This is a genomic window from Pseudomonas grimontii (assembly GCF_007858185.1).
GTDB classification, from domain to species: domain Bacteria; phylum Pseudomonadota; class Gammaproteobacteria; order Pseudomonadales; family Pseudomonadaceae; genus Aquipseudomonas; species Aquipseudomonas grimontii.
On sequence record NZ_VFES01000006.1, the window covers coordinates 90,287 to 107,217 of the forward strand.

14 protein-coding genes are annotated in these 16,931 nt (G+C 61.2%); 11 read left to right on the top strand and 3 right to left on the bottom strand.

The annotated features are described in order from the left end of the window. From pap to FIV39_RS11860, 3 genes are all read left to right on the top strand, one after another. The gene (gene pap / locus FIV39_RS11850; protein ID WP_090406949.1) at positions 1-1,515 is read left to right on the top strand and encodes a polyphosphate:AMP phosphotransferase; all 1,515 of its coding nucleotides are present in this window, start codon (positions 1-3) and stop codon (positions 1,513-1,515) included. A 372-nt stretch (positions 1,516-1,887) separates the two neighbouring features. Continuing rightward, positions 1,888-3,072: a thiolase family protein gene (locus FIV39_RS11855; protein ID WP_090406946.1), complete on the top strand. Its 1,185-nt coding sequence runs from the start codon at positions 1,888-1,890 to the stop codon at positions 3,070-3,072. A 176-nt stretch (positions 3,073-3,248) separates the two neighbouring features. After that, positions 3,249-4,205 (top strand): DMT family transporter, encoded by a 957-nt coding sequence (locus FIV39_RS11860; RefSeq protein ID WP_090406943.1) that lies wholly within the window; start codon positions 3,249-3,251, stop codon positions 4,203-4,205. On the opposite strand, the gene FIV39_RS11865 is transcribed toward FIV39_RS11860, so the two are convergent. Beyond that, positions 4,202-5,584, bottom strand: coding sequence for a class II fumarate hydratase (locus tag FIV39_RS11865; protein ID WP_090406940.1), 1,383 nt, complete (start codon positions 5,582-5,584; stop codon positions 4,202-4,204). The genes FIV39_RS11860 and FIV39_RS11865 overlap by 4 nt on opposite strands. 192 nt (positions 5,585-5,776) lie before the next feature. On the opposite strand from FIV39_RS11865, the gene FIV39_RS11870 reads away from it, so the two are divergent. The 7 genes from FIV39_RS11870 (at position 5,777) to FIV39_RS11900 (ending at position 13,551) form a co-directional block, all read left to right on the top strand. Then, on the top strand, positions 5,777-6,295 hold the full coding sequence (locus FIV39_RS11870) for a DUF2059 domain-containing protein (RefSeq protein ID WP_090406937.1): 519 nt from the start codon (positions 5,777-5,779) through the stop codon (positions 6,293-6,295). A gap of 6 nt (positions 6,296-6,301) precedes the next feature. Continuing rightward, positions 6,302-6,595, top strand: coding sequence for a BolA family protein (locus tag FIV39_RS11875; protein WP_090406934.1), 294 nt, complete (start codon positions 6,302-6,304; stop codon positions 6,593-6,595). Positions 6,596-6,791: 196 nt separating this feature from the next. Further along, complete coding sequence (gene trhO, locus FIV39_RS11880) at positions 6,792-7,733, top strand: oxygen-dependent tRNA uridine(34) hydroxylase TrhO (protein ID WP_065923916.1); 942 nt, start codon at positions 6,792-6,794, stop codon at positions 7,731-7,733. 36 nt (positions 7,734-7,769) lie between these two features. Continuing rightward, the gene (locus tag FIV39_RS11885; RefSeq protein WP_186731520.1) at positions 7,770-8,372 is read left to right on the top strand and encodes a DsbA family protein; all 603 of its coding nucleotides are present in this window, start codon (positions 7,770-7,772) and stop codon (positions 8,370-8,372) included. Continuing rightward, positions 8,365-10,167, top strand: coding sequence for an ABC transporter ATP-binding protein (locus FIV39_RS11890; protein WP_090406928.1), 1,803 nt, complete (start codon positions 8,365-8,367; stop codon positions 10,165-10,167). Before FIV39_RS11885 ends, FIV39_RS11890 begins: the two co-directional genes overlap by 8 nt. A 71-nt stretch (positions 10,168-10,238) precedes the next feature. Continuing rightward, positions 10,239-12,701 carry an EAL domain-containing protein gene (locus FIV39_RS11895; protein WP_090406925.1) on the top strand — a complete coding sequence of 821 codons (2,463 nt, stop codon included), beginning with the start codon at positions 10,239-10,241 and terminating at the stop codon, positions 12,699-12,701. A 79-nt stretch (positions 12,702-12,780) separates the two neighbouring features. Next, positions 12,781-13,551, top strand: a complete 771-nt coding sequence (locus FIV39_RS11900) for a TenA family transcriptional regulator (protein WP_276544338.1) — start codon at positions 12,781-12,783, stop codon at positions 13,549-13,551. 21 nt (positions 13,552-13,572) lie between these two features. Here FIV39_RS11900 and FIV39_RS11905 read toward each other — a convergent pair whose 3' ends face one another. Continuing rightward, positions 13,573-14,499: a GGDEF domain-containing protein gene (locus FIV39_RS11905; protein WP_090406919.1), complete on the bottom strand. Its 927-nt coding sequence runs from the start codon at positions 14,497-14,499 to the stop codon at positions 13,573-13,575. Between the two features lie 280 nt (positions 14,500-14,779). After that, positions 14,780-15,922, bottom strand: coding sequence for an FMN-dependent L-lactate dehydrogenase LldD (gene lldD, locus FIV39_RS11910; protein ID WP_090406916.1), 1,143 nt, complete (start codon positions 15,920-15,922; stop codon positions 14,780-14,782). A gap of 100 nt (positions 15,923-16,022) precedes the next feature. Here lldD and FIV39_RS11915 point away from each other — a divergent pair, with 100 nt between their 5' ends. Beyond that, entirely contained in the window at positions 16,023-16,919 is an 897-nt protein-coding gene (locus FIV39_RS11915; protein WP_090406913.1) for a LysR family transcriptional regulator, read from the top strand. The last annotated feature ends 12 nt before the right edge of the window (positions 16,920-16,931 follow it).

Below are 16,931 nucleotides of genomic sequence, written 5' to 3' on the forward strand. Positions count from 1 at the left end.
ATGTTCGAATCTGCCGAAATCGGTCACGCCATCGACAAAGACACCTTTGAGGCCGAAGTGCCGGCCGTGCGCGAAGCCTTGCTGGAGGTGCAGTATGAGCTGCAACAGCAAAAGCGCTTCCCGGTGATCATCCTGATCAACGGCATTGAAGGCGCCGGCAAAGGTGAGACGGTCAAACTGCTGAATGAATGGATGGACCCGCGCCTGATCGAGGTGCGCACCTTCGACCAGCAGACCGACGAAGAACTGGCCCGCCCCCCGGCCTGGCGTTATTGGCGCCAACTGCCTGCCAAAGGCCGCATGGGCATCTTTTTCGGCAACTGGTACAGCCAGATGCTGCAAGGCCGGGTACACGGCGAGATCAAGGACGCGCGGCTCGACCAGGCCATCGCCGGAGCCGAGCGCCTGGAGAAGATGTTCTGCGATGAAGGCGCGCTGATCTTCAAGTTCTGGTTCCACCTGTCCAAGAAGCAAATGAAGGCGCGGCTCAAGGCCTTGGCCGACGACCCATTGCACAGCTGGCGCATCAGCCCGCTGGACTGGCAGCAGTCCGAGACCTACGACAAGTTCGTGCATTTCGGCGAGCGCATCCTGCGTCGCACCAGCCGCGATTACGCACCTTGGCATGTGATCGAAGGTGTCGACGCCAACTACCGCAGCCTCACCGTGGGCAAGATCCTGCTCGAAGGCCTGCAGAATGCCCTGAAGCTGCCCAAGGGCAAGGCCAGCGGCATGAATCCTGCACCGTTGCCCTCGGCCATCGACCAGATGAGCCTGCTCAACAGCCTCGAGATGACCTTGAGCCTGGACAAGGACGACTACGAAGAACAACTGATTACCGAACAGGCGCGCTTTTCGGGCCTGATGCGTGACAAGCGCATGCGCAAGCACGCGCTGGTGACGGTATTTGAAGGTAACGACGCGGCGGGCAAGGGCGGGGCGATTCGACGTGTGGCGGCGGCGCTCGACCCACGCCAGTACCACATCGTGCCGATTGCCGCGCCCACCGAGGATGAGCGCGCCCAGCCGTACCTGTGGAGGTTCTGGCAGAAGATCCCGGCGCGGGGCAAATTCACCGTGTTCGACCGTTCGTGGTACGGCCGCGTGCTGGTGGAGCGCATCGAGGGCTTCTGTACCCCGGCAGACTGGATGCGCGCCTATGGCGAGATCAATGACTTTGAAGAGCAACTGCGTGACGCCGGTGTGATCGTGGTCAAGTTCTGGCTGGCCATCGACAAGCAGACCCAACTGGAACGCTTCCAGGCCCGCGAAGAAATCCCCTTCAAACGCTTCAAGATCACCGAAGACGACTGGCGCAACCGCGAAAAATGGGACGACTACCGCGCCGCCGTGGGCGATATGGTCGACCGAACCAGCACCGAGGTCTCGCCGTGGACGCTGGTGGAGGCCAATGACAAACGCTGGGCGCGGGTCAAGGTGCTGCGCACCCTCAACCTTGCCTTGGAGGAAGCGTTCGCCAAGTCCGACAAGCACGACAAGAAGAAAAAGAAATAACCACTGGCCTGGTGTTGTCCAGGATGCAGCTCTCTGTGGCGAGCGGGCTTGTTGTGGCAAGTGGGCTTGTTGTGGTGAGCAGGCTTGTTGTGGTGAGCAGGCTTGCCCTGCGTTGGGGCGCGAAGCGGCCCTGACCAAGGCGCCGCGTTCTTTCAGGCAGACCTTATTGGCTGGTTTTGGGGCCGCTTCGCAGCCCAACGCAGGGCAAGCCTGCTCGCCACAACAGGCCCGCTCGCCACAACAAGCCGGCCAGCCACAGGTTTATGTTCGTCACCATGCTTTTGTATACGCCAGGTGAATGATCATCGCGGTGGGGCAGGGCTGGATCTATCCTCGATCCATCTCCCCACAACGACAAGATCGAGGTAGCCCATGCGTGAAGTAGTGATCGTCGACAGCGTGCGAACCGGCCTGGCCAAATCCTTTCGCGGCAAGTTCAACCAGACCCGCCCGGATGACATGGCGGCGCATTGCGTCAACGCGCTGTTGAGCCGAAATGGCATCGATCCGGCCAGCGTCGAAGATTGCATCGTCGGCGCGGGTTCCAATGAAGGCGCCCAGGGCTACAACATCGGGCGCAACGTGGCAGTGCTGTCGCAACTGGGGACTGGTACGGCGGGCATGACCCTCAACCGGTTCTGCTCGTCGGGTTTGCAGGCGATTGCGATTGCCGCCAACCAGATCGCTTCGGGCTGCAGCGAGATCATCGTTGCCGGCGGCGTCGAATCCATCAGCCTGACCATGAAAAGCGTTAACACCGATAACCTGATCAACCCGCTGCTCAAGGAACAGGTGCCGGGCATCTACTTCCCCATGGGCCAGACCGCCGAGATCGTCGCCCGCCGCTATAACGTCAGCCGCGAAGAGCAGGACCTTTACGCCCTGCAAAGCCAGCAACGCACGGCCCAGGCCCAGGCGGATGGCTTGTTTGATGATGAAATCGTGCCGATGGCGGTCAAGTACAAGGTCGAGGACAAGAACACGGGTGCCGTACAAATCCTCGAGGGCGTCGTTGATCGCGATGACTGCAACCGCCCGGACACCACGTTGGCCAGCCTGTCCGGTTTGAAACCGGTGTTCGCCGAAGACGGCTCGGTGACGGCGGGTAACTCGTCGCAGCTCTCCGATGGCGCCTCGATGACCCTGGTGATGAGCCTGGAGAAAGCCCTGGAGCTGGGGCTCAAGCCCAAGGCGTTTTTCCGTGGATTCACCGTGGCCGGTTGCGAGCCGGATGAGATGGGCATCGGCCCGGTCTTCTCGGTGCCCAAGCTGCTCAAGGCGCGGGGCTTGCAGGTGGCGGACATCGACCTGTGGGAACTCAACGAGGCATTTGCTTCGCAGTGCCTGTATGCGCGCAATCGCCTGGAAATCGACAACGCCAGGTACAACGTCAACGGCGGCTCGATTTCCATCGGCCACCCGTTCGGCATGACCGGCTCGCGCCAGGTCGGGCACCTTGTGCGCGAGTTGCAGCGACGTAATTTGCGCTATGGCATCGTCACCATGTGCGTGGGCGGCGGCATGGGCGCCACGGGACTGTTCGAAGCCGTACGCTAAACAAAATGTGGGAGGGGGCTTGCCCCCGATAGCGGTGTGTCAGTCAAGTTTCTTTAACTGAACCACCGCTATCGGGGGCAAGCCCCCTCCCACAGGTAAGCAGCGCCATATCCCAATTCGTCCACTTGCCCCTAGAATGGCCGCTCCTCCACCTCTGGCATTTTTTTGGGGCACTCATGCACATCTCTTCCGGCCGCTGGGTCTACGGTTTTTTCCTGACCCTGCTGACCGCGTTTCTCTGGGGCATTCTGCCGATCAAGCTCAAGCAAGTGTTGCAGGTGATGGACCCGATCACCGTCACCTGGTTTCGCCTGATAGTGGCCGGCAGTTGCCTGTTCGTGTACCTCGCCGCGACCCAGCGCCTGCCCAGTCGTAAAGTGCTCGGCCCCAAGGGCGGCTGGCTGGTGGCGATGGCGGTGTGCGGCTTGGTGGGCAACTACGTGTTGTACCTGGTGGGCCTGAAACTGCTCAGCCCCGGCACCGCGCAGTTGGTGGTACAGATGGGCCCGATCTTCCTGATGATCGCCAGTGTGTTTGTGTTCAAGGAGCGTTTCAGCGTCGGGCAGAGCGTGGGCCTGGTGGTGCTGATCGTCGGCTTTGGTCTGTTCTTCAACCAACGCCTGGAGGAGCTGTTGACATCCCTCGGCGCTTATACCGCCGGCGTGCTGACGATCCTGCTCGCGACTTCGATCTGGGTGTTCTATGCCTTGGGCCAGAAGCAGTTGCTGACCGTCTGGAATTCGCTGCAAGTGATGATGGTGATCTACCTGTCGTGCGCCGTGCTGCTGACGCCTTGGGCGCATCCGCTGGAGGCCCTGCAACTGAGCCCGCTGCAAGGCTGGCTGTTGCTGGCGTGTTGCATGAACACACTGGTGGCCTACGGCGCATTTGCCGAAGCCCTGGCCCACTGGGAAGCCTCCCGGGTGAGCGCGACCCTGGCACTGACGCCGTTGGTGACCTTTGTGGCGGTGGCATTGGCGGCGTGGCTGTGGCCCAGCTATGTGCAGGCCGAAGAGATCAATGCCCTGGGATATTTCGGCGCGTTGGTGGTGGTCATGGGGTCGGCGGCGGTCGCGCTGGCGCCGTCGTTGCTCGCCGGGCTCAAGGCCCGGCGGCTGCGTATGGCGTCTTAGGTGCCCAGCATGTTTTCCGGGCGTACCCACTGGTCGAATTCTTCATCCGTGAGGTAGCCCAGGTCCAGCGCGGCTTCCCGAAGGGTCAAGCCTTCGGCGTAGGCCTTCTTGGCGATCTCTGCCGACTTGTCATAGCCGATGTGCGGGTTGAGTGCCGTGACCAGCATCAGCCCGCGCTCCAGGTGCTCAGCCATTTTCGCGGCGTCGGGTTCGAGGCCGGCGATGCAGTGCTCCTGGAAGTTATTGCAGCCATCGGCCAGCAGGCGGATCGATTCCAGCAGGTTGTGGATGATTACCGGCTTGTACACGTTCAACTGCAGATGCCCTTGGCTCGCCGCAATGCCGATGGTCACGTCATTGCCCAGCACCTGGCAGGCCAGCATCGACAGCGCCTCGCATTGGGTCGGGTTGACCTTGCCGGGCATGATCGAGCTGCCTGGCTCATTGGCCGGCAGTTTCACCTCCGCAAGGCCGGCACGCGGGCCGGAGCCCAGCAGACGCAGGTCGTTGGCGATTTTCATCAGGGCCACGGCCAGGGTTTTCAGGGCGCCGTGCAGGGTCACGATCGGTTCATGGCCGGCCAGCGCGGCGAATTTGTTCGGTGCGGTGACGAAGGGCAGGCCCGATAAGGCTGCCAATTCCGAGGCGATCGCCTCGCTGAAGCCATGGGGTGCATTGAGCCCGGTGCCCACGGCGGTGCCACCCTGGGCCAGCTCGCACACCTGGGGCAGGGCGCTGCGGATCGCGCGTTCGGCGTAATCGAGCTGGGCGATAAACGCCGAGAGTTCCTGGCCGAAGGTGATCGGCGTGGCGTCCATCATGTGGGTGCGGCCCGTTTTCACCAGCTTTGCATGCCGCGCCGACAATTCCGCGAGGCCGCCGGACAGCGTGTTGATCGCCGGCAACAACTGCTTGTGCACCGCTTGCACCGCCGCAATGCTCATGGCGGTGGGGAAGCAGTCGTTGGAGCTTTGGGAGCGGTTGACGTGATCGTTGGGGTGAACCGGGCTTTTGCCGCCACGGGGCTTGCCCGACAGCTCGTTGGCACGGCCGGCGATGACCTCGTTGGCGTTCATGTTGCTCTGGGTGCCGCTGCCGGTTTGCCAGACGACCAGGGGGAACTGGTCATCATGTTGACCATCGAGCACTTCGTCGGCGGCTTGTTCGATCAGGCGGGCGATGTCGGCGGGCAGGTCGCCGTTGCGGTCGTTGACCCGGGCGGCGGCCTTCTTGATCAGGGCCAGCGCGTGCAGTACCGCCAGGGGCATGCGCTGCTCGCCGATGGCGAAGTTCACCAGCGAACGTTGGGTCTGGGCGCCCCAGTAAGCGTCATCCGGGACTTCCACTTCTCCCAGGCTGTCGGTTTCGATACGGCTCATCGGGCACACTCCTTCAGGTTCGTTTGCGCAGTTTAGGCCCTGATCAGCCTGGGGGGTTCCCTAAAAGACTTTTCATCGGATTCATTCACGGCAATCCGCGCCCGGTAAGGCTCGGGGTTGAGCCGCAGCGTTTTTTAGGCGCAGAATGGGCGCCCTTGGGGTCTTACCTCGCCTGCTAGAAAAGGAAACTCGATGACTCGTCTTCGTGCCATCTGTACCGCGGTTGCTCTGGTTTGCGCCAGCGGCCAGGTTTTTGCCGATACCGCCAGCCACAACGCCAGTGCCGAAGCCTTCCTTACCCTGGCCCATGCCGACAAGCTGGGTACCCCGGTGTACATGCAAGTGCAGCAAATGTTCGCCCAGCGTTTCGAACAGACCAAGGCGCCTGCCGCCAAGCAGTCCGTACTGGACAGCTACCAGGCCAAGGCCAACGCCGCTCTGGACCAAGCCATCGGCTGGCCGAAACTGAAGCCGGACATGGTAAAGCTCTACACCACCACCTTCAGTGAATCCGAGCTCAAGGACCTGGTTGCCTTCTACCAGTCGCCACTGGGCAAGAAAGTCCTGGAAAAAATGCCGCAGCTGACCCAGCAATCGGCCCAGATGACCCAGCAGAAGCTGGAAAGCGCCGTGCCGGTGGTGAACAAGCTGTTGGAAGACATGACCAACGAGCTGACGCCAAAAGCCGCTGCACCGGCCAAGAAGAAGTAAGCAGGAATGACCATGCAACAGCGTATCGAAACGGCGCTCGCCGCCCTGGTCCCGGACCACTTGAGCGTGCTGGATGAAAGCCATATGCACAGCCGTGGGTTGCAGACCCACTTCAAGGCTGTGCTGGTGAGCCAGCAGTTCGAGGGGCTTAACCGCGTCAAGCGCCACCAGAAGGTCTACGCCACCCTGGGTGACCTGATGAGCGAATTTCATGCGCTGGCGCTGCATACCTACACGCCCGAAGAATGGGCGAAAATCGACGCAGCCCCGGCCTCGCCGACCTGCGCCGGAGGGCACTGACAGCAGCTGCAAGCTTCAAGTTTCAAGCTGCAAGATTGAAGCGCGCTTGCCTCTGCGTTTTTGTTAGAATCCCCACGCGCCGCCTAGTCGGCGCGTTTTTTTGCTTTCGCTTTTACTTGCAGCTTGCAGCTTAAAACTCGCAACTGCCCAAATCCGGTCCACCCCTTACGAGGGTAGCCACCTGGAGAGAACACCCATGACTCAACCGATTGTCGTGGCGGCACTGTATAAGTTCGTCACCCTCGAAGATTACGTCGCCCTGCGCGAGCCCTTGCTGCAGGCGATGGTCGACAACGGCATCAAAGGCACCTTGCTGATCGCCGAAGAAGGCATCAACGGCACCGTTTCCGGCAGCCGCGAAGGCATTGATGGCCTGATGGCCTGGCTGAAGAACGACCCACGCATGGACGACATCGACCACAAAGAGTCGTACTGCGATGAGCAGCCGTTCTACCGCACCAAGGTCAAGCTCAAGAAAGAGATCGTGACCCTGGGCGTCGAAGGCGTCGACCCGAACAAAAAAGTCGGCACCTATGTCGACCCGCAGGACTGGAACGCGCTGATCAGCGACCCCGAAGTGCTGTTGATCGACACCCGCAACGACTACGAAGTGTCGATCGGTACCTTTGAGGGCGCAATCGACCCGAAAACCACCAGTTTTCGCGAATTTCCCGACTATATCAAAGCCAACTTCGACCCAGCCAAGCACAAGAAGGTCGCCATGTTCTGCACCGGCGGCATTCGTTGCGAGAAGGCGTCGAGCTATATGCTCAGCGAAGGTTTCGATGAGGTCTACCATCTCAAGGGCGGCATCCTGAAGTACCTCGAAGAGGTGCCGCAGGCCGAAACCAAATGGCAGGGCGACTGCTTTGTGTTCGACAATCGCGTCACTGTGCGCCACGACCTGAGCGAAGGTGACTACGATCAATGTCATGCCTGCCGCACACCGGTGAGCGCCTCCGACCGCGCATCCGAACACTATGTGGCTGGCATCAGTTGCCCTCATTGCTGGGATAAGCTGCCGGAGAAAACCCGTCGCAGCGCGATCGACCGGCAAAAGCAGATTGAGCTGGCCAAGGCCCGCAATATGCCGCACCCGATTGGCTTCAACTACAAGCAAACCCCTTCCGAGGCCTGACCCATGTCCGCGCGCCTGCTCTATGTTATGGACCCGATGTGTTCCTGGTGCTGGGGGTTTGCCCCGGTAGCGCAGGCGCTGGTTGAGCAGGCCCAGGCGGCCGGCGTGGACGTGCACCTGGTGGTGGGCGGCTTGCGTACCGGCAGCGGTGCGGCACTGGAACCAACCACCCGGCGCTACATCCTTGAGCACTGGCAGGCGGTCACCGACGCCACCGGCCAGCCGTTCAAGCGCGATGGTGCGTTGCCCGACGGCTTTGTCTATGACACCGAACCTGCCTGCCGCGCCATTGTCACCGCGCGTAGCCTGGCACCGGATTGCGCATGGACGTTGTTAGGGCTGATCCAGCGCGCGTTTTATGTCGAGGGCCGCGACGTGACCCTCGCCAGCGTGCTGGTGGAGTTGGCTGAGGAGGCGGGTATCCCGCGCATCGAGTTTGCCGGCGAATTCGACCGTGCCGAGCAGCATGCCGCGACCGCCGCTGACTTCACCTGGGTCCAGGACCTGGGCATCGCCGGTTTTCCGACTTTGCTCGCCGAGCGTAACGGCCAGTTGGCGTTGCTGACTAACGGCTATCAGCCGCTGTCCGAGTTGTCACCGTTGTTGGGGCGATGGCTGGAGCGAGCAACCTGTGCATGACCAGCCACCGCGCACTGATCGATTGACCTGGGCGGAAGTTCGCCGCCTGGCCCTGCGTCACAAGAAGTCCCTGTGGATCGCCAATGGCGTCGCCGTGCTGGCGACGCTGTGCAGCGTGCCGATTCCCTTGCTGTTGCCGTTGCTGGTGGACGAAGTGCTGCTGGGCCACGGCGATGCCGCGCTCAAGGTGATGAACCACGCGCTGCCTCTTGCCTGGCAGAAAGCCGCCGGTTATATCGGCCTGATGCTGCTGATCACCCTGGCCCTGCGTTGCGGCGCACTGCTGTTCAACGTGGTGCAGGCGCGACTGTTTGCGCGCTTGGCCAAGGACATTGTGTATCGCATTCGCGTGCGCCTGATCGAGCGGCTCAAGCGCATCTCCCTGGCCGAATACGAAAGCCTGGGCAGCGGCACGGTCACCACCCACCTGGTCACCGACCTGGATACGCTGGACAAATTCGTCGGCGAAACCCTCAGCCGTTTCCTGGTGGCCATGCTGACCCTGGTCGGCACCTCGGCGATCCTGGTGTGGATGCATTGGCAGCTGGCGTTGCTGATCCTGCTGTTCAACCCGCTGGTGATCTACGCCACGGTGCAGTTGGGCAAGCGCGTCAAACACCTGAAGAAGCTGGAAAACGACAGCACGTCGCGCTTTACCCAGGCCCTGACCGAAACCCTCGACGCCATCCAGGAAGTACGCGCCGGTAACCGCCAGGGCTTTTTCCTTGGGCGTCTCGGCCAGCGTGCCCAGGAAGTGCGTGACTACGCCATTCACTCGCAATGGAAAACCGACGCGTCGAGCCGCGCCAGTGGCTTGCTGTTCCAGTTCGGCATCGACATCTTCCGTGCGGCGGCGATGCTCACCGTGTTGTTTTCCGACCTGTCCATCGGCCAGATGCTCGCGGTGTTCAGTTACCTGTGGTTCATGATCGGCCCGGTGGAGCAACTGCTGAACCTGCAATACGCCTACTACGCGGCGGGCGGGGCGCTGACACGGATCAACGAACTGCTGGCGCGCGCCGATGAGCCGCAATACGCCGGCGGTGCAGACCCGTTCACCGGGCGCGAAACCGTGGGCATCGAAGTGCGTGGCCTGAACTTCGGCTACGGTGAAGACTTGGTCCTCGACCAGTTGAACCTGACCATCGCGCCCGGTGAGAAGGTGGCGATTGTCGGCGCCAGCGGCGGTGGCAAAAGTACCTTGGTGCAACTGTTGCTCGGGTTGTACACGCCGCTGGCGGGCAGTATCCGTTTCGGCGGTGCCACCCAGCAGGAAATTGGCCTGGAGACCATTCGCGAGCACGTCGCGGTGGTGCTGCAACACCCGGCGCTGTTCAACGACACCGTGCGCGCCAACCTGACCATGGGCCGCGAGCGCAGTGACCAGGCTTGCTGGCAGGCGCTTGAAATCGCCCAGCTGGAGGCTACCGTCAAGGCATTGCCCCAGGGCCTGGACAGTGTGGTGGGGCGCTCCGGCGTGCGCTTTTCCGGCGGCCAACGTCAGCGCCTGGCGATTGCGCGCATGGTCCTGGCCGAACCCAAGGTGGTAATACTCGACGAAGCAACCTCCGCCCTGGACGCCGCCACCGAGTACAACCTGCACCAGGCGCTGGCACGCTTCCTCAGCGGCCGTACTACACTGATCATCGCCCACCGTCTGTCGGCGGTAAAACAAGCTGATCGAGTGTTAGTGTTTGACGGCGGTCATATCGCCGAGGATGGCGACCATCAGCAATTGATCGCCGATGGCGGTCTTTACGCCAAACTCTATGGGCACTTGCAGCAAGTACGTTGATTTAGCCTAGGCTGTGCTATCGGAAGTGGGTGTTTGCGTGCGTTTCCAGCAGTGCATATGCAAGGGACTTCATGAAGCAAAAGCGGACTTTCGGAACGCCTCGGCTACTGGGCATTGTCTGGCCCTTTATCGCCGTCGTGCTGTTCCAGGCATTGTTGGGTTGCGTCAGTCTCTACGTGCTTTCAGCGGTGCGTGGTTATGTGGGCGGCGAGAGCTTGTGGTCCAAGGGCCAGAAGGACGCGATCTATTACCTGACGCTTTATGCCGATAACCGCGCCGAAAGTACCTACCTCAAATATCAGCAGGCCATTGCCGTGCCTCAGGGCGGCCATGAACTGCGCATTGCCCTCGACCGTCCCAGCCCTGACCTGGCGGCCGCGCGCCTGGGCATCCTCAAGGGCGGCAACCACCCGGACGATGTTTCCAGTGTGATCTGGCTGTACCTGAATTTTCGGCATTTCAGCTACCTGGAAAAAGCCATCGAGCTGTGGACCGTGGGCGATGGCTACCTGGTTCAGTTGGACGATCTGGCCCGCGAGATGCACCGAGCGATCAGTGCCGATCGGGTCAATCCCAACGATGTTCGGCAGTGGAAAGCCCGTATCACCGCCATCAACGAGGGTGTGACCCCTGCCGCCAAAGCCTTCAGCGACGCCTTGGGCGAAGGCTCGCGCATGATTCTGCGGTTACTGCTGATCACCAACCTGGCGACGGCCCTGGGCCTGATTGCGCTGGCGCTGTTGCGTACCCATAAGCTGCTGACCCAGCGCCATGCGTTCGCCAATGCCCTGCAAGCCGAGAAGGAGCGCGCACAGATCACCCTGGAGTCGATTGGCGACGGAGTGATCACTACCGACGTCGATGGGACCATTACCTATATGAACCCGGCAGCCGAGGCGATGACCCACTGGAACTCGGCCCAGGCCCAGGGCCTGCCCCTGGCTGCACTGTTCAACCTGCTGGATGACAATGCGCAGCCGGATGGCTTTACCCTGATCGAACACATCGTCAAGGGCCAGCTCAAGGGCGGCAGCGAGCATTCGAAAACCATCCAGCGCCTGGACGGCAGTACGGTCTCCGTCACTCTGGTGGGCGCGCCGATCCTCAGTGGCGGCAAGGTCAGCGGTGCAGTGCTGGTACTGCACGATATGACCCAGGAGCGCCAATACATCGCCAACCTGTCGTGGCAGGCCACGCACGACGCCTTGACCGGCCTGGCCAACCGTCGCGAGTTCGAGTACCGCCTGGAACAGGTGCTGCACAGGGCAGGGCAGTCCCAGGGTGGTCGACATGCATTGATGTTTCTCGACCTTGACCAATTCAAGCTGGTCAACGACACCTGCGGCCATGCGGCGGGCGACGAGTTGCTACGGCATATCTGCGCGCTGCTGCAATCGGACCTGCGCGAAGGCGACACCCTGGCGCGCCTGGGGGGCGACGAGTTCGGCATCCTGCTGGAGAACTGCCCGGCGGCAGTGGCGGAAAAAGTCGCCGAGAGCCTGCGCCACACCGTGCAGAGCCTGCATTTTGTGTGGAAGGGCCGGCCGTTCATGACCACCGTGAGCATCGGCCTGGTGCACATCTCACAAACCCCGACCACCCTGGAAACCTCGCTGCGTGCCGCCGACATGGCCTGCTATATGGCCAAGGAAAAGGGCCGCAACCGTGTGCAGGTGTACCACGCCGATGACTCGGAGCTGTCCCTGCGCTTTGGCGAGATGGCCTGGGTGCAGCGCTTGCACATGGCGCTGGAAGAAAACCGGTTTTGCCTGTACGCCCAGGAAATTTCGCCCCTGGGACATACCGACGGCGGCAATGGGCATATTGAAATCCTGCTGCGCCTGCATGACGAGGCGGGTCGGATCATCCTGCCCGACAGCTTCATCCCGGCGGCCGAGCGTTACGGTTTGATGACCTCCCTGGACCGTTGGGTGGTGGAAAACGTATTCAAGTTCATTGCCCGGTGCATGCACGAGCATCCGGGCCGGCCTATGGCGATGTGTGCGATCAATCTGTCAGGTATTACGATTGGCGATGATGATTTTCTCGGCTTTTTACGTGAGAAATTCGAGGCTTACAGCATTCCACCAGAAATGATTTGTTTTGAAATAACAGAGACAAGCGCTATTGCAAATCTGGGCAGCGCCATTCGCTTTATTAATGAACTCAAAGCCTTAGGCTGCTACTTTTCCCTCGACGACTTCTGCGCCGGAATGTCCTCATTCGCGTACCTGAAACATTTACCTGTAGACTTCCTGAAGATCGATGGAAGTTTCGTAAAGGATATGCTGGACGACCCGATTAACCGCGCGATGGTCGAAGTGATCAACCACATCGGCCACGTCATGGGTAAGCGCACAATTGCCGAATTTGTTGAAACACCGCAAATCGAACAGGCTTTGCTCGACATCGGTGTGGATTACGCTCAGGGCTACCTGATTGAACGACCGCAATTGTTTACCTTTGATAGCTTGCAGTGTCGACCTGTGCGGCCGCAGCCCCTGTTATTCAGGGCGCCCGGCACATTCCGCTGAAACATTTGCCGGTCTGTAAAATCACACTTAAAAAGGAGCCTTAATAGTGATCGACACATTCAGCAGAACCGGCCCGCTTATGGAAGCCTCAAGTTACCCCGCCTGGGCTCAGCAATTGATCCAGGACTGCAGCGAGAGCAAGCGCCGGGTTGTCGAACACGAACTGTACCAACGCATGCGTGACAACACGCTCAGCGCCAAGACCATGCGTCACTACCTGATCGGTGGCTGGCCCGTGGTGGAACAGTTTGCCTTGTACATGGCACAGAACCTCACCAAGACCAAATTTGCCCGCCATCCAGGGGAAGACATGGCGCGACGTTGGCTGATGCGCAATATCCGTGTGGAGCTGAACCACGCGGATTATTGGGTCCATTGGGCGCGTGCCCATGGCGTCAGCCTCGAAGAACTGCAGGCCCAGAATGTGCCGCCGGAGTTGCATGCGCTGAGCCACTGGTGCTGGCATACCAGCTCGGCCGATTCGTTGATCGTGGCCGTTGCCGCGACCAACTATGCGATCGAGGGGGCGACGGGGGAGTGGTCGGCGGTGGTGTGCTCCACTGGCGTGTATGCGGCGGCCTTTCCCGAGGAAGACCGCAAGCGTGCGATGAAGTGGCTGAAGATGCACGCCCAGTACGACGACGCCCATCCTTGGGAAGCCCTGGAAATCATCTGCACCCTGGCCGGGATGAACCCGACCAAGGCACTGCAGGCAGAGCTGCGCCAAGCCGTGTGCAAGAGCTACGACTACATGTACCTGTTCCTGGAAAGTTGCATGCGTCTGGAGAAAGACAAACCTGCGAGCGCTGTTGTGCGTGAGCGCCCGATGCGCGTCGCCAGCGAAGCGTGATGTAACGGCAATGGCGGGGTTTTATCCCGCCATTGCCAGGCGATTACGGCCTTCGCGCTTGGCCACGTACAAGGCGTTGTCGGCCCGGCGCAACAGGCTTTCGGCCGACTCGGCGGCCAGTAAGGTCGAACAACCGAGGCTCACCGTCAATTCGATCCGTGTTTCATCCGCCCAATAATCCTGGGCCTGTGCCGCCTGGCGCAGGCGTTCACCGACCATGGCCGCCGCATCCCGGCCGGTGTTGGACAGCAGGATCAGAAACTCTTCCCCGCCAAACCGAAACACCATGTCCACGTTACGCAACTGCCCCTTGATCGCCCCTGCGACGGCGCGCAATACGTTATCGCCCGCCGCATGGCCGTGGGTATCGTTGATGATCTTGAAGTGGTCGATGTCCAGCATCAGCAAGGAGAGCGGGCTCAGGTGCCGGCGCGCCATGTCGATTTCGCGTTGCAGGGTCTGGTCCATGGCAATGCGGTTGCCCGTCTCGGTCAGCGGGTCGCGCAGGGCGCTGCGGGTTGCGGCGCGGTAGAGCAGGGCGTTGCGCATCGGGTAGAGCAGGGTCGACAGCAGTGATTCGAGTTGGCCGAGTTCCTCTTCCAGCAGGCGCTGGTTGCGGCGAAAGATCAGCTCGCCGAGGTGCTCGCCTTCGTGGCTCAGGCTGTAGCTCACCGAGTGGTGGCCGCGCAGGCCAAACTCCAGGCGCAGGTCGCTGGTCTCGTGGCGATATTGCAGGGCATCCAAGGGCACCAGGCGCTGTATCTCGCGGAAAAACACCGCGAGGATGCGCTCCGGTTCCAGGCTGGTCTGCAATTGCATCCCCAGTTGCTGGCGAAGTTGCGCGACGGTCGTGGGGCGGCGAGGTAAGAGTAATGGCTGACCAAAGCCCAGGCGTTGCAATTTGGCACTGTCGAAGTCAATTGCGTTGGTCTGGGTTGGTGTTTTCATAAGCGTTCGGCCTCTAAGCACTTAGCTGTCTTACAGGCTCGATGAGAGTGGCGAGCGCCAAGCGTCTTACTGTTCCTTCAGTTCCGTAAAACATTGGAAACAGTTTAAACCGCTTTGCCAGGGGTTATAACCCCTGGGCCCTGCCGCACGTCTTGTCATCGCTTAACCTGCTTGAGCGTGTTAGAGCGATATTCATGCCACTTCGTTTGAATTAATAAAAGTCCTTATAAATCAACGACTGTTTTTAAACTCAACAACAGTCGTTGAGCAATGACGTCAGTTATTTGGCAGCTTGCACCAGGGTGGTGGAGTCAATCTGGTCAATGGAGGTGACACCGGTCAGCGTCATGGCCACGCGCATTTCCTTGGCGAAGATGTCCAGCAGGTTTTCCACGCCGTGCTGGCCATCGGCGGCCAGGGCATAGGCGGTGGCGCGTCCGAGCAGGCACGCCTTGGCACCCAGGGCGAGCATGCGCACCACGTCCAGCCCGGAACGGATGCCGGAGTCCACCAGCACTGTCAGGTCATCGCCCACGACATCCGCAATCGGTGGCAAGGCCTTGGCGGTGGACAGCACACCGTCCAGCTGACGGCCGCCATGGTTGGAAACCACGATGCCATCGGCGCCGAAACTCACCGCGTCCTTGGCATCCTGGGGGTCGAGGATGCCCTTGATGATCATCGGGCCTTTCCAGAATTCGCGGATCCACTCCAGGTCTTTCCAACTGATGGAGGGGTCGAAATTATTGGCCAGCCAGCCGATGTAATCTTCCAGGTGGGTGGGTTTGCCGAGGTACTTGGAAATATTGCCCAGGTCGTGGGGGCGGCCCATCAAGCCTACGTCGAATGCCCATTGCGGCTTGGTGACGGCCTGCAGCATGCGCCGTTGCGCCGCGAACGGCCCGGACATGCCCGAGTGGGCATCGCGGTAGCGCGCGCCCGGCGTGGGCATGTCCACGGTGAACACCAGGGTGGTAACCCCAGCCGCCTGGGCCCGCTCCAGGGCGTTGCGCATAAAGCCCCGGTCCTTGAGCACATACAGCTGGAACCAGATCGACTGCGGGCTCTGCGACGCCACTTCTTCAATCGAACATACCGACACCGTCGACAGGCAGAAGGGGATGCCCTTGTTCGCCGCCGCCTTCGCCGCCTGCACTTCGCCACGCCGCGCATACATGCCGGTCAGGCCGACCGGGCTGAGGATGACCGGCATGTCCAGGGCCTGACCGAACAGCGTGGTCTTGAGGCTCAGGCTATCGACATTGCGCAGCACGCGCTGGCGCAGGCTGATCTCGGCCAGGTCCGAACTGTTCGCGCGCATCGTGTGCTCGGCGTAGGCACCGCCGTCGATGTAGTCGAACAGAAAGCGCGGCAGCTTGCGTTTGGCCGCTGCGCGGTAGTCGGAGGCGGACGAGATGATCATTAAGCGTGTCTCCACAAGGCTGGGCGGGTCAGGATAGGCAAATATCTGTCATGATAAAAACAACTTTTATCGCTAGTAGCCAGTCGCTAAAGGAATACCCATGAACTTGAGAACGTTGCGCACGTTCGTCGAAGTGGTGCGCCAGGGCGGATTCTCCCAGGCCGCCGAAGTGGTGGCCTTGACCCAATCCACGGTAAGCAAGGCGGTGAAGACCCTGGAGGAGGAACTCGGCATGCCGCTGCTCGACCGCCTGGGCCACCGCAACGAACTCACCGCCGCCGGTGAGATCGCCTACCGCCGCGCCCTGGTGCTGCTCGCCGAACACCATGACCTGGTCGCCGAGATCAACGACCTGCGCGGTCTCAAACGCGGCGTGTTGCGCATCGGCCTGCCACCGGTGGGGTGTGGTGTGCTGTTTGCGACGATGTTTGCCACCTACCGCAGTCGTTACCCGGACATCGACATCGAACTCACCGAATACGGCAGCAAAAGATTGCGCGAGTGCCTGGAAGCGGGGGAGGTCGACCTCGCTGCATTGCTGCTGCCGGTTGACGAAGGCTTCGATTATCAGCCCGTGCGCAACGAACCGCTGATGGCCGTACTGCCCAGGAGCCACCCACTGGCCCAGCGTCAACGCATCGACTTCGCCGACCTGGCGGATTCGCCGTTCATCCTGTTCGAAGCCGGCTTCGCCCTGAACGCCAAGATCTTGGCCGCCTGCGAGCGCAAAGGCGTGACACCCCGCGTGGCGGCGCGCAGCGGACAGATCGACTTCATCGTCGACCTGGTCGCCGCCGGCCTCGGCGTCGCCTTCCTGCCCCGCATGCTGGCGCACAAGCACCAACACGCAGGCATCGCCCTGATCCCCCTCGACGAACCCCACACAGACTGGCACATCGCCCTGGCCTGGCGCGCCACCGCCCACCTGCCCCCCGCCGTGCGAGCCTGGCTGGAGCTGGCTAGGGAGCAGCAACGTTCAACCGGTCATCCGGATTAATCGTCCAGAGTG